The following is a 23638-nucleotide window of genomic DNA, read 5'->3' as shown; positions in this document are numbered from 1 at the left end:
TACCGGCCTGTCACGCCGGGGGTCGCGGGTTCGAGTCCCGTCCGCTCCGCCACTTTATTAGAGAAACCTGAATCGAAAGATTCAGGTTTTTTTCGTCTGTAGAAAATGATTATTATAGGGTAGTGAGTTAGGTGCTTTATATTGGGAAGCTAGCTGCCTGCTATTTCAGGTAAATTCAAGTTTCTCTCGTTTCAACATTGATTAAAAAAGCTGAGTTAAAAATTCAGGTTAAGTATTTTAAATTAATCAGTCTTGGTGAGCTATCGTAAAATATTTTAAAAGCAGTTCATTCAGTTGCTCTTTATATTCATAATGAGTCTGTGATCCAATTAGTTGGGCTAATTCCTGTCCTATTGGGGATAAACGATAATAAGTAAACGATGTCCCTTTTTTGATTGGAGATAAGCTGTAAGACTCTTTATGGTAGTTTAAATTGAACTTATCAGTATAACTTATTAGGTTTGTTTCTAGCTCTGTGCTTAATAGAAGCCCAAGCTCAGTTAAAATTAAAATAGACGAATAAGGTAAATGGTATTGGTTATAGTCAATATGTGTTTGGTGGCTTCTGTGAAAACTAAAGCTGTTTGTTCGCTGTTTTATACTTGTGAGAAGTTTTTTATTTTTATCGTTACCAATACAGCAGGTAAGAGTAAGGACTTTTTGAAATAGAGCGGCTTCTCGATGTGTCATTGATAAGAGTATTTTTAAGGTGCGAAGAGATACAGAGCCTGGTTGAAGGATCTCTTGTTTTAGAATTTTTGCCCATAGTTTTTGCATTGATGGGTTATGAATCTGTTGAGCCATTTCTATAAATCTGACTAACCAATCAGGATCAGGATCTCTACTTGTTTCATCATTACATTGCTCATAAGCTTGTTTGATGATCTGCTCTAAATTAGCTTGTTCAAGTAATTGCTTTTTTTTAATACGCAGATCTAATCGTTTTTCTAACGTAGTTTCTTGCGTATTATTAATCTCTCCATCAATAGAGTATCTTTCAGCAATACGTTTTATGTTATTTTTACTGCTTGTTAATGGATTTAATACTCCAAGTCCCCGACTACTCTCTATTGATTTGTTGAGACTCTCAGCTTTATCGCTCATGCTTTTTTCATTCCTTTAATCAATATTTACATTTTTTTGTTATTTCGATCTCATGACTAGGAACGAATGCGATGAGATGTTACTTTTATGTTAACTTTAAAAGAGTGGTATTGATGGAGTATCCAATGAAAAAATTAAATCGATATATTGCCGATCTTATTTTAGTCATCGGTTATTCTGCGATACTAAGTTATCTGGTTTGGTTTTTTAGTAAATAAATATATCGACCACTGTGAATGTTTCTTTATTGTTTTAGAAAGTATTAGCCACCTTAAATGAGGTGACTAAAGTCACGTTATAAATTGTTTTTAACCAAAAGGATCACTGTATTTATCTCATTAGTGCTTAGTTTTCCTTCTTTGGCAAAGATAACTTGTCCGGCTTTATTTATCACAAATACGGCAGAGCTTTCCTTTTTTAGATCCCATGATTTTTGAACAATACCATTGGTATCGAGCACAATTGATGACCACGGATACTCTCGCTTGCTGTCTTCTGTTGCTGATTTGACAAATCCTCCAGTCCCCCAGATGGCATCACTTTGATTAATGATGGTTGTTGTTTGGTATTTATTTTCAGGAAAATTTGCGGCAGAAATTGCTGTGATAAGTGGAGCATTGAGATCTTTAGCTGAGCTACGTCCAGCTATTGCAAATAGAATACGCATTTTTCCTGTTAGTTTTGTGCTTCTCCAAGATTGATAACTAATCGTTTTTCCTTTTAAAACAAGTTCACCTTTATTGGTTACAGTCACACCAGGTAACGTCTCACCAGTTTTGATGTTACTCGCAAAGCTGATGGACGGAATGAGAGCCGCAAGCAGAATAACTGTCGCCTTTAATTTCATGTGTAGCCTCTTTGTTTATATAGGTTTGTCATTATGATAGTTAATTTTGTTCGATCTGGTAGTACCACGAAGTTATATGTTCTTTTTAAGTCGATCTTTATCATTATTGTGTTCGTATATGTATGATATTGGCAGATTGTTTGCATTAAGTTTTGATGTAATGAAACAAAGTCATCGATTTACGGTCTATATATTTAACCGTTAAGTGAGGATAAGATGCTTAGAATCTTTAAAATTTATCGTCCGAATCAAGTTGCTCGTTATGTGAAAAGCTATTTTCGAGGTCGTATTTTTATTATGGGTGTAGGTGGTTTTGAATTTGATAGTGGACGACTATTACCACCGAAGTCTGGTGATATAAAAGCACTCAATGTATTAACCGAAGTGAATAAAGAGATTCAAACGCTATCAGGAATGGTTGTTTAATCACCTAAAAGTAGATTTACAGCTCTAAATGTTGTTGTTTCTGAAATGCGAATAAGTTACCAGTATTATTTTGTTCCTATTTTGTTCCTATTTTGACCAATAACAAACTTAATTCTGTTATATCACCACACAGATATACTCCTTCCAATATCACGCATTTAACTATTATGCTGTAATGAATTGTTATTTTCCCAAAAAAAGTAATTAATTGTTCTACAGTTGTTTAAGTTACTGAAAGCTGTTTGAACCGTTTTAAGCATTATCTTTACTTCGTGATAATTTTTAATACCTGCAACGGGCATAATATTGACACTGAAGTTATAGAGTAGACTTTAAGACTGCTATTGAGAAAGTTGCAACCTAGAGGTGTAGTGGTATTGCTTTTCTTAAGTTCATTGACTTTAGGTTACTTTTTTTTAGATTCATTTTGTTAATATTTATAAATATATTGCTGAAAATGGAACAAAACTCTATTCGGTTCAATATTCATAAGTTTTCAGATGACAAAGGTTGGAAGTTAGTTATAGCTTTGTCAAAATGGGTTCGTGATTAATTCTAAATTTCGCAAAGAAGCACAATAGAATGAATAAAGTTTTTAAATGGTTAGGTGTGACATCATTTGCTCTGGTGCTATCTAGTCCGGTAATGGCCTCTTCACTGAAGATTAAAGGCCTAGATGGAAAAGTAGAAGATAATGTTGATGCTTATCTTTCTGCAATATCAAAGGATGATTACAGCGCGACCTTGCGTTTTAAAGATCAGGTATTAAAAGAAATTAGCGATGCGTTACAGGCATTAGGCTATTACCAGCCAAAGTTCGATTATCAAGTCTCAGGTAGTGGTTCTAAAACAAAAATAGTGGTTACTGTTGATCAAGGTCCACGTGCACATATTAGTAAAAGTAACTTGATCATTACTGGTGATGCTAAAAATGATCCTGCTTTTATGGCATTAGTAAAAGATAGTGGGTTGGGATTAGGTGAACCGTTAAACCAAGGTAAATATGAGGCATTTAAATCATCGCTCACAAGCTTAGCGGTTCGACGTGGTTATTTTGATGCGCAATTAACGAAGAGTACGTTAGAAGTTGTACCTAGTCGTAACGAAGTTTTTATTAATATCGATTTTGATTCTGGCCGACGTTACACCTTCGGTGAAACGACGTTTCAGGGAAGCCAAATTGATGATAATCGCTTACGTTCGATGATCCCTTACACAGAAGATGAACCTTACCTTGCTTCAAAGCTTGGTGAATATAATGAACGTTTATCTAATGTTGGTTGGTTTTCGTCTATTTTTGTTGGTGGTGATGTAAAAGAGCGTAAAGATGATGCGATCCCAATTCATGTCGTTGTATCACCACAGGTGAAAAATCAATTTGAAACGGGTATTGGTTTTTCTACCGATACCGGCCCTCGTTTGAAGTTTAATTGGAAAAAGCCTTGGATCACTAGCAAAGGTCATAGCTTTTACCTGAAATCTGAAATATCGAAAGATGAACCTAAAGTTGAAGCGGCTTATAAGATCCCACTCGATGATGTGTTGAACAATTATTATCAAGTAGTAGGTGGAATACGCTATGTTGATACACACGATACATTAAGTACACAGTTTGGCGTCGGGGTTGAGCGTCATTGGCGTTTAGATTCAGGATGGAATCGTACGGTCGCATTACGTTGGCTAACTGAAGACTATAAGCAAGGTGGCGATGAAGAAGGGGTCTTTAACGTCCTGATGCCTGGTTTGTCTTATAGTAAAAGTTCCATGGTCGGCGGTATGTTCCCATCAAGTGGAAGCAAATATAATTTCTCAGTTGATTTTGCAGATAAGTCACTAGGATCTAATACTAGTTTTGTTCGTTTACAAGCAAAAACAGCATGGATACGTAGCTTTGGTGAAAATCAACGTGGGATTTTCCGTTTAGATGGCGGTGCTGTATTAGCCGATAGCGTTAAAGATATTCCACCATCATTACGTTATTTCATCGGTGGTGATAATAGTATTCGTGGTTATGGTTATCAGTCTATCTCGCCACGTAATAGTGAGGGGCGAATGGTTGGTGGTCAGTATATGGCAACATCAAGCATTGAATATCAATATCGTGTTTATGGCGACTGGTGGGGCGCTGTTTTTTATGATTATGGCTCTGCTTGGAATGATACACCAGAGTGGAAGCGCGGTACTGGTGTAGGGGTTCGTTGGATTTCTCCTGTGGGTCCTATTCGTCTTGATTTTGCATGGGGACTTGATAAGGCTGATAAAGACAAGTTCCAGCTCCACTTTACATTAGGTCCTGAATTATGATCTGGGTTAAACGTATAGCGCTAGCAGTATTAGCGTTATTACTCTTGCTAGTTATTGCTGTGGCAGCATTATTGTATACGCCTGCTGGTATTAAAGTTGCTGCATGGGGAGCGCAAAAAGCACTTCCAGCCTTGTCCATTGGTGAGTCGCAAGGTGCTTTACTTGATGGTTTTGAATTTAAAAATGTCCGCTATAACGACGGTAATATAGATCTGGCTGTTAATAAGCTGAATTTGACGTTAAATGATAGTTGCTTATTAACCCCTGAGATTTGTGTTTCTGATCTTGGGGTGCAAGGTGTGAAGTTTTCAATGCCTGAACTTCCTCCTGCATCAGATAAGCCAGAACAACCTTCAGAGCCTGTGACTGAAATTTCAATGCCATTACCTATTCATATTGAAAAGGTTACGCTTGATGATATCGATTTAGATATTTTGGCGAATAAAGTGCGTTGGAAGCATTTCTCAACCGCAGCTGATTTGGTTGGTAGTCATGTCACCTTAAAGCCAACGGATTGGGAAGGGATTTATTTAGCATTAGCACCATCTAAATCGACAGAGAAAAAGCCTGCAACTGCGTCGAAATCAACGAAAAAAGCGGAAGCAATAAAACTGCCTGATGTTGTGCTGCCGATGTCGTTTGATATTGAACGTTTTACAGTAAAAGATTTTGAGTTAGCTGGTGATACACCGCAAAAGGTTTCGTTATTAGAACTGATTGCGAATGCAAAAGACAGTGATGTAAAGATTGATAAGTTGCAGGTGAATGCGCCTCAAGCATCTTTAACAGCAAAAGCGGATGTGACGTTAACGGGCAATTACCCACTCACATTAGATGCAAATGCAAAAATAGCAACGAAGCCTGTAGAAGGGCATCAGTTACATTTAAAAGCATCGGGCTCATTAGCGAAATTGGTACTTGATGCAACGCTAAAAGGTAAATTAGATGCGTTGGTTAAAGGTAAATTATCGCCATTAGATCCGAATCTTCCTTTTGATGTGGTGGTATCAAGTAAGCACTTACAATGGCCTATTGATAAAAAAGCAGAATTTACTGTTGCCAATACTGATATAAATGCCAAAGGTAGCTTAAAGGGCTTTACGTTTAATGCCAAAAGTAACGTAAATGGCACACCAATGCCAAACGTGAAATTAAATTTGAAAGGTAAAGGTAACCTTGATTCGGTGAACTTATCAGCACTGAATATAGATACCTTAGGTGGTTCTATTACAGGTAATGCAAAAGCAAGTTGGAAAGATCTTGTTAAATGGCAAGGTCAGCTCGCTTTTGCGAATATCCAACCTGGTAAACAATGGCCAGAAGCGGAAGGCAACGTAAGTGGTAAGCTAAATACATCGGGTGGTCTAACTACAAAAGGTGGCTGGTTTATTAAATTGCCAGAGCTTGCTGTTAATGGCTCTATAATGAAACAGCCACTTGATCTTCATGGTCAGCTTGATGCCTCTGATCTTACGGGTAAAGGTAAAGATCTTAAGTTTAAAACACAAGGTTTAACGTTAAAGCATGGTCCTAATGGTTTAGTCGCTAGAGGTGAGTTAGACAAAACATGGAATCTTGTTGCTGATATTAAAGCACCTGATTTATCTAAATCATTAGCAGGCTTACAGGGGCGTGTTAATGGTGAGGTGAAGTTATCAGGCAAGATGGCTGAACCAGATGTAAAACTTGATCTTGAAGGTGATGATCTTGGTTGGCAAAAAGTAGCAAGCCTTGCATCTTTTGAATTGAAAGGTAACGTAACGCCATTACCTGCATTGAAAGCAGATATTAGTTTAAATGCGAAAAAAGGAAAATTTGATACTGTTACGTTAGATGATATGGATGTGTTGTTTAAAGGCACAGAGCAAGATCATCGTTTAACGGTAAAAGTAAAAGGGGAGCCAGTTGGCACTGAATTACTTTTAACTGGGAAATTGGATCGTAAGACAGGCTGGCAAGGGATATTGCAAAAAGGTGACTTTACGACTCCTGTAGGTGAGTGGGTACTAAACCATCCAACGCCTATTCGTTATGATCTGAAAACGGCAATGGCAACAGTAGGCGCACACTGTTGGCAACAAGGTAAAGCTGGAATTTGTTTAACTCAAGATCTTACAGCTGGTGCATCGGGTAATGCCGAGTTAGCGATTAAGCGATTCAATTTTGATTTATTGAAATCATTTATTCCTGAGCAGATGAACGTTAATGGCGAGCTTGGTGCCAATGTTGTTGCTAAATGGGCGCCAAAGAGTGCACCTTATGTGAAAGCTCAGATTTTGATGCCAAGCGGCAGTTTTACTCAACAAGTGGACACCGAGGATGCCCCATTAACATTAGGCTGGGATAAAGTTACCGTTAATGCCGAGATGGAAAATGATGTGCTTAACGCAAACTGGCTAGTCGCTGTTAAAAATAATGGTGATTTATCAGGTAATGCTAAGATCACTGATCTACAAGGTGATAAACGCATTAATGCCAATGTGAAATTAGATCGCTTTACGCTTGCATTCTTAGAGCCAGTTATTAAGGATTATCATCAGTTTGGTGGTCAAGTTGATACTAACTTGCAAATAACGGGTCCGATTATGCACCCTGCAGTGAATGGCTTATTACAAGTCACGAAGCTAGAAGCAAGAGGGCGTAAAGTACCATTAGATGTTCAGAACGCTGATATTAAATTAGCCTTTACAGGTTATAACGCAACGTTAATGGGGAATATTTATACACCTGACGGACAACTGTTATTACGTGGTACAGGCGATTGGCAAGATATGGCAGCGTGGAAAACGGAATTGAATATTAATGGTAAAGAGTTACAAGTGAGTGTACCGCCAATGGTCTCTCTTAAGGTTTCTCCAGATCTCACCATTAAAGCAACACCGAAAGCTGCAGATATTAGCGGTAAAGTAGGTATTCCGTGGGGACGTATTACCGTTAATCAATTACCGAAGTCGGCGATTTCTGTTTCAAAAGATCAGGTTATTTTGAAAGATAACTTAGAACCTGTTGAACCGAAGAAATCAGTACCGTTTGATATTACAACTAACATCATGGTGCATGTAGGTGATGATGTTAAGCTTTCAGCCTTTGGTTTAAAAGCTGGCCTATTAGGCGATCTGAATGTACGCCAGAGTGGCAAAGGCCCAATGATATATGGTGAAGTCAACATTGCCAAAGGTTCGTTTTATCGAGCGCTAGGGCAAGAGTTACTTATCCGTAAAGGTCAGATCCTATTTAATGGTCCTGCTGATCAGCCATACTTATCGATTGAAGCTATTCGTGATCCTGACAATATAGAAGATGATGTTATTGCCGGTGTGAAAGTAACAGGTTCTGCTGATAAGCCTGAAGTGACTATCTTCTCTGATCCGGCTATGCCACAGCAAAATGCATTATCGTATATTCTGACAGGACGTAACCTTGATAGTGAAGGTGACGGTGGTGCAAATAGTGCAATGACGACTGCGCTTATTGGGATGGGGCTTGCGCAAAGTGGCCAGTTAGTTGGTGATGTTGGTGAAGCAGTCGGTATTAAAGATCTTAGTTTATCGACAGCAGGTGCGGGCGATGATTCGCAAGTAACCATCAGTGGCTATATAGCACCAGGTCTACAGGTTAAGTATGGCGTAGGTATCTTCAACCAAGTGGATGAATTTACATTACGTTATCGCTTAATGAGGAACCTGTACGTAGAGGCGGTCTCTGGATTGGATCAGGCGGTAGATTTACTCTACCAATTTGAATTTAATTAATCGTTAACAACGTTATATGACAAAAAACCCAATGCATGCATTGGGTTTTTTATTTCTGTAACATGGGATCAGTCTTTAGGTTGAGCGTTGAGAAGAAGTTGATAACTCATGCCATTAAATGTTTCTGTATAGCCAAGAGAATATAATTCAGCTTCAGCTATTTCGGCACGACGTCCTGAACGGCAGTAGAGTAATATCGGCTTTGATTTGTCTGTTAAATATTCTGAAATTGTCGCAATTTTTTCAAAAGGAATATTAATAGCATTAGGAAGGTGCCCCGTGGAAAATTCATCAACTGTTCTCACATCAACGATGATAGGGGTATGCGCTTGTTCTATTTGCCAGAACTCATCAGGGCTGACATTTTTGGAAAATGAAATAGCGGGAAAGACAGTCAAAAGTACCGCGAGTAAACCACGTTTTTTTTTCATCATATTTCACCGCTATTGATAAGTGTTATTAGCTAATTACTTCTTTTGAGCACGTTCAAAAGAGGTCAGAATTTCAGCTTTTGCTGCTTCTGCATTATCCCAACCTTCTACTTTTACCCACTTGTTTGGCTCAAGCTCTTTGTAGCGCTCGAAGAAGTGGGTTATTTGTGCTTTCAGTAATTCAGGTAGATCATTCACATCTTGGATATGATCATATTCTTTACTTAGTTTACTGTGAGGCACGGCAACAATTTTTGCATCTTCACCTGATTCATCCGTCATCTTTAATACGCCAACAGGACGACAGCGGATCACTGCACCTGGAACGAGCGGATGTGGCGTTGGTACGAGTACATCAACTGGATCACCATCAAGTGATAGCGTGTGGTTTACGTAACCATAGTTACACGGATAAAACATTGGGCTAGACATAAAACGGTCAACAAAAATTGCACCGCTGTCTTTGTCTACTTCATATTTAATCGGATCTGCATTTGCAGGGATTTCAATAACAACGTAAATATCTTCAGGGATATCCTTGCCAGCAGGGACCTGATTAAGGCTCATGACTAATTCCTTCTAAGGTTAATGAAATGTTGTTGTTTGTTAAAATTATAATGACTGTAAACAAAAACAAAAGCAAATCATCATCGTTGTTGTATCGCTGCTTTAAATGCGCGACATATATCGAGTTAATACTTAGTTTTCTGGATATTCGCGTAATAAACTTTCGACTTTTTCGACCATATTGGTTGAGCCAACAAAAAATGGTACGCGCTGGTGTAACTCTGTTGGCGCGATATCAAGTATACGTTGGAAGCCATCCGTCGCTTTTCCGCCTGCTTGTTCGATAATAAATGCCATTGGATTGCATTCATAAAGAAGGCGTAATTTTCCGTTAGGGTAACTGGCAGTACTAGGGTAGAGATAAATCCCGCCTTTTAATAAGTTACGATGAAAATCAGCCACTAATGAGCCAATATAACGTGAAGTATAAGGACGCTTTTCTTCAGGTACGGCTTCTTGGCAATATTTAATGTATTGCTTTACGCCCAGAGGAAAACGAATGTAGTTACCTTCGTTAATTGAATAAATGACGCCATCTTGTGGAATGCTCATATTTTCATGAGAAAGACAAAAGCTGCCGAGAGAAGGATCATAGGTAAAACCATGAACACCGTTACCAGTGGTATAAACGAGCATGGTAGATGAGCCATAAATGACATATCCAGCAGCAATTTGTTGATTGCCTGTTTGTAGAAAATCAGCTTTGGTTGGGGGAGAGCCAACAGGAGAAACGCGACGATAAATGGAAAATATTGTCCCTACAGAGACGTTAACATCGATATTTGATGAACCATCGAGCGGGTCCATTAGAACAACGTATTTTGCATTTAAATTTAACGGCTTATCAAATCCAACAACTTCATCTTCTTCTTCACTCGCAATACCACAGACTTGATCTCTTGCTTCAAGAGCGGCTTTAAATTTATCGTTGGCATAGACATCGAGTTTTTGCTGCTCTTCGCCTTGGATATTGTTCTCGCCGACTGTACCTGTAATATCGACTAACCCAGCTTTATTAATTTCGCGGTTGACGATCTTAGCTGCGAGTTTGATTGACCCTAATAGGGATGAAAGCTCGCCACTTGCGTGAGGAAAGTCATTCTGTTTCTCGACAATGAATTCACCAAGCGTTCTAATATCAGTCATAAACAATCCTTTCATCATGTTGTCATATAATCGGGTGAAGAGAGTAGAATATCGCACTTGATCATCTCTTCAGCAGGTGAGAGGAAGTGCCATATCGTATTTTTGTTATATAAGAAATTGTATATAAAGATCTTTTTTATGGTAACGAAGTAACGTTAAAGCGTGAAACTAACCGAATTAATCACGGAGCCAGCAGTAATGCATATTCATATTTTAGGTATTTGCGGTACATTCATGGGCGGTGCTGCAATGCTTGCGAGGCAGTTAGGCCATAAAGTTACTGGTTCTGACGCCAATGTATATCCACCAATGAGCACTATGTTAGAAGCTCAAGGTATTGAAATTATTCAAGGATACGATCCGAAACAGCTTGATCCTGCTCCCGATCTCGTGGTGATTGGTAATGCCATGAGCCGTGGTAATCCTTGTGTAGAGTATGTTCTTAATAAAAATTTACGTTACACCTCAGGTCCACAGTGGTTGCAAGAGTATTTATTACATGATCGTTGGGTGATGGCGGTATCAGGTACACATGGCAAAACAACCACAGCAAGTATGTTGGCGTGGATTTTAGAAGATTGTGGTTACCAACCTGGCTTTTTAGTCGGTGGTGTGCTGGGTAACTTCGGTATTTCAGCGCGTTTAGGAGAAAGCATGTTCTTCGTTGTTGAAGCGGATGAATATGATAGTGCTTTTTTTGATAAACGTTCGAAGTTCGTACATTACCATCCTAGAACCTTGATCATGAATAATTTGGAATTTGATCATGCTGATATTTTCGATGATCTTAAAGCTATACAACGTCAGTTTCATCATCTAGTACGTACGGTGCCTGGTAACGGTCGTATTTTAGCGCCAAAAGGGGTGAAGAATATTGATGAAACGTTAGAGATGGGCTGTTGGAGTGAATTGGAATATATTGGTGGTTACGGTCATTGGCGTGCTGAAAAACACCATGCTGATGGCAGTGTGTTTGATGTTTTCCTTGATGGTGATAGCGTTGGAACGGTACGTTGGCCGTTAGTGGGTGATCATAATGTTAATAATGCCTTAATGGCGATCGCTGCGGCACGTCATGTTGGGGTTACGCCTGATCTTGCATGTGAAGCACTGGCGAAATTTATTAATACTAAGCGTCGTCTTGAATTGAAAGGCGAAGTGAATGGTATAACGGTTTATGATGATTTTGCTCATCACCCAACAGCTATTGAACTCACGTTAGGTGGTTTACGTGCGAAGGTGAACCAATCACGTATTTTAGCCGTATTGGAACCGCGATCTAATACTATGAAGTTGGGAGTACATAAAGATGATCTTGCTCCTTCTTTACATGCTGCAGATGAAGTGTTTTTTTTCCAACCGCCAAATATTCCGTGGTCAGTTGAAGAGATCGCTGAGCAATGTTCACAGCCTGCCTATTGCAGCGCTGATTTAGATGACTTGGTCAATAACATTGCTGGTAAAGCACAACCCGGTGATACCATTTTAGTGATGAGTAACGGTGGTTTTGGTGGTATTCATGATAAGTTATTGGCAGCACTAGCTAAATAATAGGAAAAAGTAATGACAGATAAACGTATAACGCTAGCATGGACAGGCGCATCGGGTGCTCCTTACGGACTACGTTTATTAGAATGTTTATTAGCGGCTGATTATCAGGTGTATTTATTGATTTCATCTGCGGCACGTGTGGTTTTAGCGACAGAGCATGGTTTGAAACTATCAGCATCACCTGATAAGGCACGAGAGCAATTAGTGGCTCATCTGAATGGTAATGCTGATAAGTTAATTGTCTGTGGTAGAGATGATTGGTTCTCTCCTGTCGCGTCAGGCTCTGCGGCACCGAAGCAAATGGTGGTGTGTCCGTGCTCTGCTGGATCATTAGCATCTATTGCTTATGGCATGTCAGAAAATTTGATTGAGCGTGCTGCTGATGTGGTGATTAAAGAACGTGGTCAGTTAGTTCTGGTGGTACGCGAAACACCATTTTCGACGATTCATTTAGAAAATATGCTCAAGCTTTCTCAGCTCGGGGTCACTATTATGCCTGCCGCTCCTGGTTTTTATCATCAACCACAATCGATTGATGATTTAATTGACTTCATGGTCGCAAGGATCTTGGATCATTTAGGTGTTAAACAAGGTTTAGTCCCGCGATGGGGATACGATCAACGCGTATGATAGAAACTGTTAAGCCCGTAATTAATGTTACGGGCTTTTTTAATACTGTTCGTTAGGAGGAAGAAATCCTGCTTCTTGATAATAACGAACCGCTCCAGGATGGAAGGGGACTGATAATCCGTTTTGGAGCATGTCTGCTTTAGTTAAATTGGCAAAGGCAGGATGAAGCCGTTTAAATGTATCAAAGTTGGTAAAAATGGATTTTGTTAGTGCATAAACGGTTTCTTCAGAGACATCAGTACTTGAAATTAATGTTGCAGAAACGCCAAAGCTTTCAGTGTCATCCGTTATACCTTTATAAAAACCCTGAGGAGTAATTGATTTAGTATAGAAAGGATGATCTGCAATGATCTTTTCGATATGTTTACCCGTGGTTGGAATTAATTTAGCGTTACAGTAAACTGCAGCTTCTTTTATTGCTCCATTTGGATGGCCGACAAGATAGATATAGGCATCAATTTTGTTATTACATAATGCTTCTGAACGTTCAGCTGCGGGGATCGAAGTAAGCTTAAAATCAGAATGTGTCCAACCAAGGCTATCCATTACAATCTCCATTGTTGCTCGATCGCCTGATCCTGACTCACCTATATTGATCCGTTTCCCTTTTAGATCATCAAGGTTATTTATACCTGAATCTTTACGAACAATGATATTAAAAGGTTCGTCATGTAGCGAAAAGATCGCTCGCATCTTGTTATAAGGGCCTTGATCTTTAAATTGGCTCGTACCGTTATAACCATGAAATTGCCAATCAGATTGAACCACGCCAAATTCAAATTGTTTATCTTTGAGTTTGTTTATGTTGTAGATAGAGCCAGTGGTTGATTCAACCAAACAACGTAGATTATGTTGCAGACGTTCTTGATTCACTAATTTACAAATTGCGCCACCGGCCGGGTAATAAACACCATTGATGGGGCCTGTTCCTATTGTAATGAAGCTTTGAGCGTATGCCGATGATGCGATGAAATAGCAACTTAAACTAAATAGCCCAAGCATCATGCCTTTCTTTAATGTCATGAATGAATCCTTTCTAATCATGATGGCTAATGGATACGAATGAGAGCGTATTAAAGAATATTTTTGCCGTTTATCATAACAAATGCCGACAGTCAGAGTGGCTTTTGTGTGTGCTCCATCACTCAAATTAAGCAATAAATAAGATGAAAAGAAGCAAACATGGAGGAAATAGCAAGAGTATGAGGTAAGGACAGAGCTGGGTCTATTTGATATTTCATTCAATTATGAAAATAAATAGACCCAAAGTATTACTTGCTGTAATCAAATAACTCACAAACAGAATCGTAAAGCTCTTCTGTTGTTACGCTGTTAGTAGGAGTAATAAAGATCGTATCGTCACCCGCAACAACACCAAGGATACCCTCTGCTTTACCTAAAGAATCTAATAAGCGAGCAATCACTTGCGCAGCACCGGGACCTGTATGAATAACAACAAGCGCGCTGTTATAGCCTACATCCATGACAAGATCTTTTAATGGGCTGCTGGTTGTGGGTACACCGAGTTCAACAGGTAAACAATACACCATTTCCATTTTTGCATTGCGTGTACGTACTGCACCGAATTTCGTCAGCATACGAGAAACTTTAGACTGGTTGATATTATCGAAACCTTGCGCTTTCAATGTATCAACAATCTCACCTTGAGAACTGAATTTTTCTTCTTTTAGAATTAGTTTAAACGCTTTTACTAAGCGTTCTTGTTTATCTGAATTTCGCATAAATAAATATTATCTACAGAGATGAGGTGAGGTATTTTTGCATAACCTATCACTAAGTAGCAAACAAACTGCATGAAATCTGATTTTTGTATTATCAGGTGTTAATGATCAGTATAAAGGCAGTAATTATCTTTGTTGTTGTTTTTATTAGATAACATCATTAGTGATTTGCTTAAATTCTCACTTTTTTGAATAAAAGTTATTTTTGTAGTGACAATATAGGACGGCAACAAGGGTTTCTGCGCAACTTCGCAAAGCGTGCGGCTGAAGATTGTATTTGTTATCAGCTTGCTATAACGTCCCTCTATTATGCTTACCTTATGCAATGAAAATTAGCTTAAGTAAGCTGTATTAATAAAAAAAGATACTTCTATCGTAAAGGAGAACGAACATGAAAGTTGCTGTAATTGGCGCTGCTGGTGGTATCGGTCAAGCTCTTGCTCTGCTGTTAAAAAACCGTCTTCCAGCAGGTTCAGATCTTGCTCTATATGACATTGCACCAGTAACACCTGGTGTTGCAGCCGATCTTAGCCATATCCCGACCCCTGTAACTATTAAAGGTTATGCAGGGGAAGATCCTACTCCAGCATTAGAAGGCGCTGATGTTGTTCTTATTTCAGCTGGTGTAGCACGTAAGCCTGGTATGGATCGCGCCGATCTTTTCAATGTAAATGCAGGGATTGTTAAATCACTGGCAGAAAAAATCGCTGTAGTATGTCCTGATGCTTGTATTGGTATTATTACTAACCCTGTTAATACAACAGTACCTATTGCCGCTGATGTGCTTAAAAAAGCCGGTGTATATAACAAACGTAAGTTATTCGGTATTACTACACTTGATGTGATCCGCTCTGAGACATTTGTTGCTGAATTGAAAGATAAAGCACCTTGTGATATTCGAGTACCTGTCATTGGTGGTCACTCGGGTGTGACTATTTTACCATTGCTATCACAAGTTGAAGGTGTTGAATTTACTGATGAAGAAGTAAAAGCATTAACGCCGCGTATTCAAAATGCAGGTACTGAAGTTGTTGAAGCGAAAGCGGGTGGTGGTTCAGCAACCCTATCTATGGGGCAAGCTGCATGTCGTTTTGGTCTTGCTCTAGTACGTGCACTTCAAGGTGAACAAGGTGTTGTGGAATGTGCTTACGTTGAAGGTGATGGTCAACATGCTCGTTTCTTCGCACAGCCTGTATTACTAGGTAAAGATGGCATTGAAGAAGTGATGGATTACGGTTCATTAAGTAACTTTGAGCAATCAGCAATGGAAAGCATGCTAGATACGCTTAAAGGCGATATTACTTTGGGCGAAGAGTTTGCAGCGAAGTAATCGGCTTTAGTATTATATTTGAGTAAGAAAAAGCGGCGATTAAGCCGCTTTTTTATTGTCTGCGAGATGCATATCTAATAGTAACGATCACAGCCTGTATGCAGTTGTGGTTGATCTATAATCTCGTTGCATTCAATTGAGCGTAACTGATGATCATTTTTATGCTCAATGATCACGGCGTTGTTTTGTTGATCAATACCGATCACTTTTCCTACGCCATGTAATGACTCGACCCACATCCCCACCTTTAATTGACTTATCTCCATTATTCACTCCCACTTATCAGCAAAAGAAATAAGTTGATATAAAGTATAGATCATCGAGATCGTGTTTTTTAGATATAAAAAAACCTGCCAAAGGAGCAGGTTTTATAGTGTGAAGCTAAAGGTCTACTTATTACGCTGTACAGCCATATGAGCTAGTGCAATTAAGGCTTCTTTGTACTCAGAGTCTGCAATCGGCTCTAGTGCTGCGATAGCTTTCTCGGCTTCTTCTTCTGCACGTTGTTGGGTGTACTCTAGCGACCCATGTTCGTGCATAGCCGCTAAAATAGCATCAAGCTTGACCATTCCATTCGCTTTTTCAATCGCTTCGCGGATCATGGCTGATTGTTCGCTATTACCGTGATGCATAGCATGAAGCAGTGGTAAGGTGGGTTTGCCTTCAGCTAAATCGTCACCGACGTTTTTACCCATTTCTTTACCATCTGCGATGTAATCTAATACATCGTCGATAAGTTGGAAGGCGGTACCTAAATAACGGCCGTATTCTTGGAGCGCTAATTCAATTTCAGCGGGTGCTTGAGCGATAATCGCTGCAATCTGAGTGGAGGCTTCAAACAAGCGCGCAGTTTTTGAGTAGATCACTTGCATGTAGCTATCTTCAGTGGTGTCAGGATCGTTACAATTCATTAATTGTAGAACTTCACCTTCAGCGATCACATTAGTCGCTTCACTCATTATGTCGAGGATCTTTAAAGATCGTAGACTTGTCATCATTTGAAATGAGCGAGTGTAAATGTAGTCACCGACTAAAACACTGGCAGCATTACCAAATGCAGCATTAGCGGTCTCTTTGCCACGGCGCATGTCTGATTCATCGACAACATCATCGTGCAATAATGTTGCGGTATGAATAAATTCAACAAAAGCTGCCGCTGTTGTGTGCTTCTCACCGTCATAGCCTAAGGCACGTGCTGCTAAAACAGCAAGCATCGGACGTAGACGTTTACCACCGCTACTGACGATGTAGAAACCTAGTTGATTGATAAGTGCAACGTCTGAGTTAAGTTGCGCTTGTATCTTCGCGTCGACCTCGGCCATATCGTTGGCGGTGAGCGCTTGGATAGCTTTGAAATCCATTATACATCCAGCAAGATTGTTGGCCACGTAGGGCGGAAAAGTGATTCGAATGATTTATCGAATATTACACTAAAATAGTCCTATCGTCATAACCCCAACGTGCGCTATTTCAAAGACTTTTTTTGTTGAGCAGCTTTTGATCAATTTTCTTTCCATAATGGCTTGCCAGAATAACTCTTTTCGCGTAACATTCGCGCCCTATTGATGACAAGATTAAGCGCATACCCATTGCCTTTTTTATGCGGCAAATGGCCTATGCGGACAAGCGGAGTAAGACATGTACGCTGTTTTCCAAAGTGGTGGTAAACAACACCGTGTAAGCGAAGGCCAAACCCTACGCTTAGAAAAACTAGACGCTGAAACTGGCGCTAGCATTGAATTTGACTCAGTACTTTTAGTAGCTAACGGCGAAGAAGTAACTGTAGGCGCACCTTTTGTGGCTGGCGGTAAAGTAACAGCTGAAGTTGTTACTCACGGTCGTGGCGATAAAGTTAAAATCGTTAAGTTCCGTCGTCGTAAGCACTCTCGTAAGCAAATGGGCCACCGTCAGTGGTTCACTGAAGTCAAAATTACTGGCATCAGCGCTTAATAACAGGAGAATTTAAAGATGGCACACAAAAAAGCTGGCGGTTCTACTAACAACGGTCGCGATTCAGAAAGCAAACGCCTAGGTGTTAAGCGTTTTGGTGGCGAATCAGTTCTAGCAGGTAACATCATCGTTCGTCAACGTGGTACTAAGTTCCACGCAGGCAACAATGTTGGCCTAGGTAAAGACCACACTCTATTCGCTCTATCTGACGGTAAAGTGAAGTTCGAAGTTAAAGGTCCTAAGAACCGTAAATTCGTATCTATCGAAGCTGAGTAATATTCAACTTTGACACGAAGATTAAAGCCCTGCCTATTGGCGGGGCTTTTTATATCTGGAGGGTTTATGCGAGATCGTGGCCCGATGATCGGTTTTTTTCTTGCATTAACAACGGCAGTCTTTTGGGGCGCGTTACCAATTGCAATGAAACAAGCCGTTGAAGTGATGGACCCTTTTACAATTGTTTGGTATCGCTTTATTACTGCTTCTATTGGTTTAGGCCTATTGCTAGGCTGGAAAAAGCAGTTACCAACAATATCAAACCTAGGCCGAGCTGGTGGAATCGTGTTACTGATTGCAAGTGTTGGTCTTGCCGGTAATTTCGTTCTATTTAACAGTTCACTCAAGTATCTTAATCCACCTGTGGTACAGGTTATCATTCAATTAGCTCCAGTGGGCTTATTGGTGACCAGTGCATGGGTATTTAAAGAAAAGCTTGCTAAGCACCAGATTATTGGTGTGATTTGTTTATTAGCGGGTTTACTACTGTTTTTTAATGAACGCTTAATTGAGTTATTTACCAGCTTTTCTGGTTATACTTTAGGTGTGAGTTTAGCTGTGGCGGCAGCTATTGTGTGGGTGGTATATGGCCTTGCACAGAAGTGGTTATTAAAGCGATTTACTTCAGCACAAATTTTGCTGATGATCTATGTGATCTGTGCTTTGATCCTGACGCCAGTGGCACAACCTGAACAGATCTATGCAATGGATAATCGTCAACTTGCGATGTTGGCATTCTGTTGTATTAATACGCTTGTTGGCTATGGTGCTTTCGCTGAAGCGATGTCACGCTGGCAAGCCTCACAAGTGAGTGCAGTGATCACACTGACTCCTTTGTTTACGATATTATTTGTCGATCTTGCGAGCCTTGCTTTACCACAATACGTTGCGTCAGTAACGTTGAACATCTGGGGTTACCTCGGTGCGATGGTAGTGGTAAGTGGTGCGATATGCTGTGCTATAGGCCATAAATTTATTCGCCAGCACAAATAATCTAGGTCGATGACAATAATTACTACGCCATGATGGATTTGTGATCATGGCTGTATGTTAAACGCCACAGTGCGGAGAAAAAAATGAAGTTTATAGATGAAGCAGTTATCAAAGTTGATGCCGGTGACGGTGGTAACGGCGTAGTAAGTTTTCGTACTGAGAAGTACATTCCTAAAGGCGGTCCTGATGGCGGCGATGGTGGTGACGGCGGTGACGTGTACCTATTTGCTGATGAAAACTTTAACACCTTGATCGATTATCGTTTTGAACGTTTCCATGCCGCAGAGCGTGGTGAAAATGGTCGTGGTGGTAACTGTACGGGTAAACGTGGTGCCGATAAAATACTGACAGTACCAGTAGGTACTCGTGCAGTTGATGATGATACTGGTGAAGTGATTGCCGATCTGACTGAACACGGTATGAAAGTGATGGTTGCTAAAGGTGGTTTCCACGGCCTAGGTAACACCCGTTTTAAATCATCTGTAAACCGCGCACCTCGTCAAAAGACAATGGGTAGCTTAGGTGAAGTGCGTCATCTTCGTTTAGAACTACTACTTTTGGCTGATGTGGGTATGTTAGGTTTACCGAATGCAGGTAAATCTACCTTTATTCGCTCTGTATCGGCAGCTAAGCCGAAAGTAGCGGATTACCCATTCACTACGTTAGTACCAAGCTTGGGCGTTGTACGTGTTGATGCTGAGCGTAATTTCGTTGTTGCTGATATTCCAGGCCTGATTGAAGGTGCGGCAGACGGTGCTGGTTTAGGTATTCGTTTCCTTAAGCACTTAGAGCGTTGTCGTGTATTACTACACATGATTGATCTACTGCCTGCTGATGGCTCTGATCCGGTAGAAAATGCATTCACTATCATCAATGAGCTTGAGCAATACAGTGACAAACTTGGTAATAAACCGCGTTGGATTGTATTTAACAAAGCTGACTTGCTTGATGAAGAAGAAGCGCAAGAGAAAATGACTGAAGTATTAGAAGCCCTTGCTTGGGAAGATAAGTACTACAGCATCTCTGCACTAAACCGTACCGGCACGAAAGAACTAACGTATGATCTGATGGAAGCGATTGATGCAATGCCTAAGATCAAATACGAGCCTGAAGAGAAAGAAGATAAAGTTGACTTCAAGTGGGATGATTACCACGCTGAGCAAATTAAGAAAGCTCAAGATGAAGACGATGATGATGATTGGGATGATTGGAACGAAGATGATTACGATGTTGAAATCATCTATAAGCCATAATCAAGTCTGATTGTGTAAGAAGAAGCCGTGCCGTGAGGTACGGCTTTTTTTGTGCTTAATCAAAATGGCCTTTGTGGTTATTCGGTACCCTAATGAGATAATAAGTATGCGATTTTAATGGATAATAAATGGCAATTAAGAAGGACTGTATTATTACTTCGCTCTCAGAGTCTGAACAAAGAGACATTACACGGCTAGCGATATCTGCAGGCCAACGTCTTTTGCAGCATGGCGCAGAAAGTACCTTAGTTAACGATGTGACACGTCGTCTTGGTCTGGCACTTGGTGTTGAAAGTGTTGAGGTATCACTATCAGCTAGTTCGATGGTGATCAGTACACGTCATCAGGGGTGTTGCATTACAACCACACGGCGTTGCCAAGATGGCGGGATCAATATGCAGATTGTTACTGATATTCAACGGATCTGTATTTTAACTGAGCGTGGGCTACTTGATCGCCATGATGTTCACCGTAAGTTAGAAGGTATTCAATCTCAGCGTTATCACCGCTTATTGGTGATTATTATGATTGGATTGTCTTGCGCTTCTTTTAGTCGCTTAGCTGGCGGTGATTGGCCGGTTTTTTTCCTGACTTTTCTTGCTTCATCCATTGGTATGTTTGTTCGCCAAGAAATTGCACACTGTCATTTTAATCCCTTGATTAATTTTTCCTTCACCGCTTTTATCACCACATTAATTTCTGGTTTTGGTCAAGTTTATCAAATTGGTGATAAACCATTTTTGGCAATGGCATCTTCTGTGTTGATGTTAGTGCCTGGTTTTCCATTGATCAATGCCGTTGCTGATATGGTAAAAGGTTACCCTTCAATGGGGCTGGCAAGATGGACAATGGCGAGTTTACTGACACTTGCTACTTGTATTGGTATTGTTGCTGCGATGAATGTGCTGGATGTGTGGGGATGGTTACTATGAATGATCTGATCTCACTGATGCTAATGCTAGGCAATGATATGTTTTTTGCCATGATCCCAGCCGTTGGTTTTGCATTAGTCTTTAATGTCCCACCAAAGGCATTGAAATATTGTGCTATTGGAGGAGCATTAGGGCATGGCACTCGTTTTCTTTTAATGCATTGGGGGATGCCTATTGAGTGGGCTACATTTGCTGCTGCCACTCTTGTTGGGATGATTGGCGTACATTGGTCGCATCGCTTTTTAGCACACCCTAAAGTTTTTACTGTCGCGGCAATGATCCCTATGGTTCCTGGCGTTTTTACTTATAAAGCAATGATTGCGATTGTTGAAATTAATCATCGTGGTTTCTCAATGGAATTATGGGGAGTGATGGTTGAGAATTTGCTTAAAGCGATCTTTATTGTTGCTGCATTAGCCATTGGGTTAGCTATACCGGGATTATTGTTTTATCGTCGTCGACCTGTGGTGTAACCTATAACGTCACAAATATTAAAAAGGAGTTTCCTGAAGATGAAGATCAGCATGATCGCCGCAATGGCGCATGATCGAGTAATTGGCAAAGAAAATGCGATGCCATGGCATTTACCCGCTGATTTTTCTTGGTTTAAGCAATGTACTTTAGGAAAGCCTGTGGTCATGGGGCGCAAAACGTTTGAGTCTATTGGTCGCCCGCTTCCAGGTCGTCATAACATTGTGATCACCCATAATCCTGAGTTTCATGCCGAAGGGATCACTGTTGTGAGTGATATAGAAGCTGCAAAACAAGCTGCTGGTGATGTGGAAGAGGTAATGATCATCGGTGGTGGTAGTATTTACCAAGCGTGTTTACCACAAGCGAATTGCCTTTATTTAACTTTTATTGATGCGAATTTAGACGGTGATACACGTTTCCCTAAGTGGGGAGAGGGATGGCATCAAGTGAGCTCTGAGCATTATGAAGCAGATGAAAAAAATGCTTATGCGATGGACTTTACGGTATTAGAACGCAATTAATCATACTATCAATAATGCCCATGCTGGTGGGCATTATTGGATAGGATAAAGCGGCGAGATTTAATAAATAGGGCATTCGGAAACAAAGCGTTGTCCGTCTTCCCAGCGTAACATAGTTAAGCTGTTTCCCCACACGCACCCTGTATCAAGCCCAATACAATGCTCATCTTGGTGCCCCATGAGTGCCGCCCAATGACCAAAGATAATGGTTTTCTCAATCGGCTCACTGCGCTTTACTTCAAACCACGGGATCAGGCTTCCAACTTCTGGATTTCCAGGCTCTACTTTACACTGCATATCTAAGCGTCCGTTAGGCTCGCAAAAGCGCATACGGGTAAAACTATTGATGGTATAGCGGAGCTGTTCTAATTCATTAAGCTCTTCTTGCCAAAAATCAGGCCCATCACCATACATATTTTCTAATAGCCATACATAACGTTCAGACTGAAGCATCGCTTCAACTCGGCGAGCTTGTTGACGTGCCATCGCTAATGACCATTGTGGACTAATGCCAGCGTGTACCATAACTAATGGAAAATCAGGATGTTCAGCCAGCAATGGTTGATGGCGTAGCCAATGGAGTAATTCTTGGCTATCAGGTGCGTCTAAAATGGCTTGAGTTTTATCACTCGGTTTTAAACGTGCGAAGCCATTTGAAGCGGCTAATAGGTGGAGATCATGATTACCGAGGATCACTTGTGCACTATCACCCAGTGTTTTAACAAAACGTAATGTTTCTAAAGACTCAGGACCACGGGCAACAAGATCGCCAGCAAGCCAAAGGTGATCGTGTTTCGGATCGAATTGTGCTTGAGCAAGGAGTTTTTTTAGATCAGGTAAGCAGCCCTGAATATCACCAACAAGGTAGGTTGCCATATTGCTCTCATTATTGAGGAAAGTGAAAGTAAACAGCTAGTGGATAATGTTAGGCATAGCCAAACGAAATGGGGCAATGTCAACTTTAAAGCTATTACCGTCCCCGTCTTCCATAATGTAATGCCCTTGCATCACACCAAGCGGGGTGTCTATGATTGTACCACTGGTATAGGTATAGTCATCACTTGCTTGAATAACGGGTTGTTTACCAACAACACCATCACCATCGATCACTAGTTTCTTGCCATTTGCATCTGTGATCAGCCAGTGGCGTTTAAGCAATTGCGCCTGACCTCGGCCAAGATTATGAATAGTGACGGTATAGGAAAATACATAGCGGCTCTCATCAGGCTCAGATTGATCATCGAGATAATGAGTAACGACATAACATTTGATGGTTGGGGTAGAAGTGATACTCACAGACAACATCCTTTGTTTATGATCTCTTTTCATTTTAGCGTCATTCAACCACAAATAAAGAAAAACCCCGATAACCGTGAAGCTATCGGGGTTTTAGTGTAATCCGCTTAAAT

At 40.4% G+C, this 23638-nt stretch carries 24 protein-coding genes; 13 read left to right on the top strand and 11 right to left on the bottom strand.

Features of this window, described 5'->3' with window-relative positions; genetic code table 11:
• Positions 1-246 precede the first annotated feature (246 nt).
• Together I3259_RS12530 and I3259_RS12525 are read right to left on the bottom strand one after the other, a co-directional pair.
• Positions 247-1104, bottom strand: a complete 858-nt coding sequence (locus I3259_RS12530) for a TIGR03899 family protein (protein WP_238029933.1) — start codon at positions 1102-1104, stop codon at positions 247-249.
• Between the two features lie 295 nt (positions 1105-1399).
• Positions 1400-1951: a YtfJ family protein gene (locus I3259_RS12525; protein ID WP_238029932.1), complete on the bottom strand. Its 552-nt coding sequence runs from the start codon at positions 1949-1951 to the stop codon at positions 1400-1402.
• A gap of 216 nt (positions 1952-2167) precedes the next feature.
• On the opposite strand from I3259_RS12525, the gene I3259_RS12520 reads away from it, so the two are divergent.
• The 3 genes from I3259_RS12520 to I3259_RS12510 all read left to right on the top strand — a co-directional run bounded on the left by I3259_RS12520 (position 2168) and on the right by I3259_RS12510 (position 8433).
• Complete coding sequence (locus I3259_RS12520) at positions 2168-2377, top strand: DUF1107 domain-containing protein (RefSeq protein WP_238029931.1); 210 nt, start codon at positions 2168-2170, stop codon at positions 2375-2377.
• A 582-nt stretch (positions 2378-2959) separates the two neighbouring features.
• Positions 2960-4681, top strand: coding sequence for an autotransporter assembly complex family protein (locus tag I3259_RS12515; protein WP_238029930.1), 1722 nt, complete (start codon positions 2960-2962; stop codon positions 4679-4681).
• Entirely contained in the window at positions 4678-8433 is a 3756-nt protein-coding gene (locus I3259_RS12510) for a translocation/assembly module TamB domain-containing protein (protein ID WP_238029929.1), read from the top strand. The genes I3259_RS12515 and I3259_RS12510 overlap by 4 nt, the downstream gene beginning before the upstream one ends.
• 68 nt (positions 8434-8501) lie before the next feature.
• On the opposite strand, the gene I3259_RS12505 is transcribed toward I3259_RS12510, so the two are convergent.
• The 3 genes from I3259_RS12505 to fbp all read right to left on the bottom strand — a co-directional run bounded on the left by I3259_RS12505 (position 8502) and on the right by fbp (position 10577).
• A complete protein-coding gene (locus I3259_RS12505; protein WP_238029928.1) occupies positions 8502-8864 on the bottom strand; it encodes a rhodanese-like domain-containing protein in 363 nt (120 codons plus the stop codon).
• Between the two features lie 36 nt (positions 8865-8900).
• Positions 8901-9431, bottom strand: coding sequence for an inorganic diphosphatase (gene ppa / locus I3259_RS12500; RefSeq protein WP_105059407.1), 531 nt, complete (start codon positions 9429-9431; stop codon positions 8901-8903).
• A gap of 132 nt (positions 9432-9563) precedes the next feature.
• Positions 9564-10577, bottom strand: coding sequence for a class 1 fructose-bisphosphatase (fbp, locus tag I3259_RS12495; RefSeq protein WP_238029927.1), 1014 nt, complete (start codon positions 10575-10577; stop codon positions 9564-9566).
• A gap of 198 nt (positions 10578-10775) precedes the next feature.
• On the opposite strand from fbp, the gene mpl reads away from it, so the two are divergent.
• Together mpl and I3259_RS12485 are read left to right on the top strand one after the other, a co-directional pair.
• Complete coding sequence (gene mpl, locus I3259_RS12490; protein WP_238029926.1) at positions 10776-12128, top strand: UDP-N-acetylmuramate:L-alanyl-gamma-D-glutamyl-meso-diaminopimelate ligase; 1353 nt, start codon at positions 10776-10778, stop codon at positions 12126-12128.
• Between the two features lie 12 nt (positions 12129-12140).
• Positions 12141-12758: a flavin prenyltransferase UbiX gene (locus I3259_RS12485; protein ID WP_238029925.1), complete on the top strand. Its 618-nt coding sequence runs from the start codon at positions 12141-12143 to the stop codon at positions 12756-12758.
• A 39-nt stretch (positions 12759-12797) separates the two neighbouring features.
• On the opposite strand, the gene I3259_RS12480 is transcribed toward I3259_RS12485, so the two are convergent.
• Together I3259_RS12480 and argR are read right to left on the bottom strand one after the other, a co-directional pair.
• A complete protein-coding gene (locus I3259_RS12480; RefSeq protein WP_238029938.1) occupies positions 12798-13763 on the bottom strand; it encodes a TAXI family TRAP transporter solute-binding subunit in 966 nt (321 codons plus the stop codon).
• 266 nt (positions 13764-14029) lie between these two features.
• Positions 14030-14500 carry a transcriptional regulator ArgR gene (gene argR, locus I3259_RS12475; RefSeq protein WP_238029924.1) on the bottom strand — a complete coding sequence of 157 codons (471 nt, stop codon included), beginning with the start codon at positions 14498-14500 and terminating at the stop codon, positions 14030-14032.
• Positions 14501-14891: 391 nt separating this feature from the next.
• On the opposite strand from argR, the gene mdh reads away from it, so the two are divergent.
• Positions 14892-15830 (top strand): malate dehydrogenase, encoded by a 939-nt coding sequence (mdh, locus tag I3259_RS12470; RefSeq protein WP_238029923.1) that lies wholly within the window; start codon positions 14892-14894, stop codon positions 15828-15830.
• A gap of 74 nt (positions 15831-15904) precedes the next feature.
• On the opposite strand, the gene I3259_RS12465 is transcribed toward mdh, so the two are convergent.
• The gene (locus tag I3259_RS12465) at positions 15905-16096 is read right to left on the bottom strand and encodes a hypothetical protein (RefSeq protein ID WP_238029922.1); all 192 of its coding nucleotides are present in this window, start codon (positions 16094-16096) and stop codon (positions 15905-15907) included.
• A 123-nt stretch (positions 16097-16219) separates the two neighbouring features.
• The gene (gene ispB / locus I3259_RS12460) at positions 16220-17191 is read right to left on the bottom strand and encodes an octaprenyl diphosphate synthase (protein ID WP_238029921.1); all 972 of its coding nucleotides are present in this window, start codon (positions 17189-17191) and stop codon (positions 16220-16222) included.
• Between the two features lie 277 nt (positions 17192-17468).
• Between ispB and rplU the strand changes: the two genes are divergently transcribed.
• From rplU to folA, 7 genes are all read left to right on the top strand, one after another.
• Complete coding sequence (gene rplU / locus I3259_RS12455) at positions 17469-17780, top strand: 50S ribosomal protein L21 (RefSeq protein WP_008989838.1); 312 nt, start codon at positions 17469-17471, stop codon at positions 17778-17780.
• A gap of 18 nt (positions 17781-17798) precedes the next feature.
• Complete coding sequence (rpmA, locus tag I3259_RS12450; protein ID WP_005369901.1) at positions 17799-18056, top strand: 50S ribosomal protein L27; 258 nt, start codon at positions 17799-17801, stop codon at positions 18054-18056.
• A gap of 66 nt (positions 18057-18122) precedes the next feature.
• Positions 18123-19049: a DMT family transporter gene (locus I3259_RS12445; RefSeq protein WP_238029920.1), complete on the top strand. Its 927-nt coding sequence runs from the start codon at positions 18123-18125 to the stop codon at positions 19047-19049.
• 83 nt (positions 19050-19132) lie between these two features.
• Positions 19133-20302, top strand: a complete 1170-nt coding sequence (cgtA, locus tag I3259_RS12440) for an Obg family GTPase CgtA (RefSeq protein ID WP_005369899.1) — start codon at positions 19133-19135, stop codon at positions 20300-20302.
• 128 nt (positions 20303-20430) lie between these two features.
• A complete protein-coding gene (locus I3259_RS12435; RefSeq protein ID WP_238029919.1) occupies positions 20431-21234 on the top strand; it encodes a threonine/serine exporter family protein in 804 nt (267 codons plus the stop codon).
• On the top strand, positions 21231-21707 hold the full coding sequence (locus I3259_RS12430) for a threonine/serine exporter family protein (protein WP_238029918.1): 477 nt from the start codon (positions 21231-21233) through the stop codon (positions 21705-21707). The genes I3259_RS12435 and I3259_RS12430 overlap by 4 nt, the downstream gene beginning before the upstream one ends.
• Positions 21708-21746: 39 nt before the next feature.
• Positions 21747-22229 (top strand): type 3 dihydrofolate reductase, encoded by a 483-nt coding sequence (gene folA, locus I3259_RS12425; RefSeq protein WP_238029917.1) that lies wholly within the window; start codon positions 21747-21749, stop codon positions 22227-22229.
• Between the two features lie 60 nt (positions 22230-22289).
• Here folA and I3259_RS12420 read toward each other — a convergent pair whose 3' ends face one another.
• Positions 22290-23105 carry a symmetrical bis(5'-nucleosyl)-tetraphosphatase gene (locus I3259_RS12420; protein WP_238029916.1) on the bottom strand — a complete coding sequence of 272 codons (816 nt, stop codon included), beginning with the start codon at positions 23103-23105 and terminating at the stop codon, positions 22290-22292.
• A gap of 36 nt (positions 23106-23141) precedes the next feature.
• Positions 23142-23534 (bottom strand): Co2+/Mg2+ efflux protein ApaG, encoded by a 393-nt coding sequence (gene apaG, locus I3259_RS12415; RefSeq protein ID WP_238029937.1) that lies wholly within the window; start codon positions 23532-23534, stop codon positions 23142-23144.
• Positions 23535-23638 lie beyond the last annotated feature (104 nt).

Origin of the sequence: Photobacterium sp. Ph5 (assembly GCF_022129445.1) — a bacterium.
GTDB lineage: Bacteria > Pseudomonadota > Gammaproteobacteria > Enterobacterales > Vibrionaceae > Photobacterium.
The sequence above is the reverse complement of the archived record's forward strand: the minus strand, read 5'-3'. Positions and strand labels throughout refer to the sequence as shown.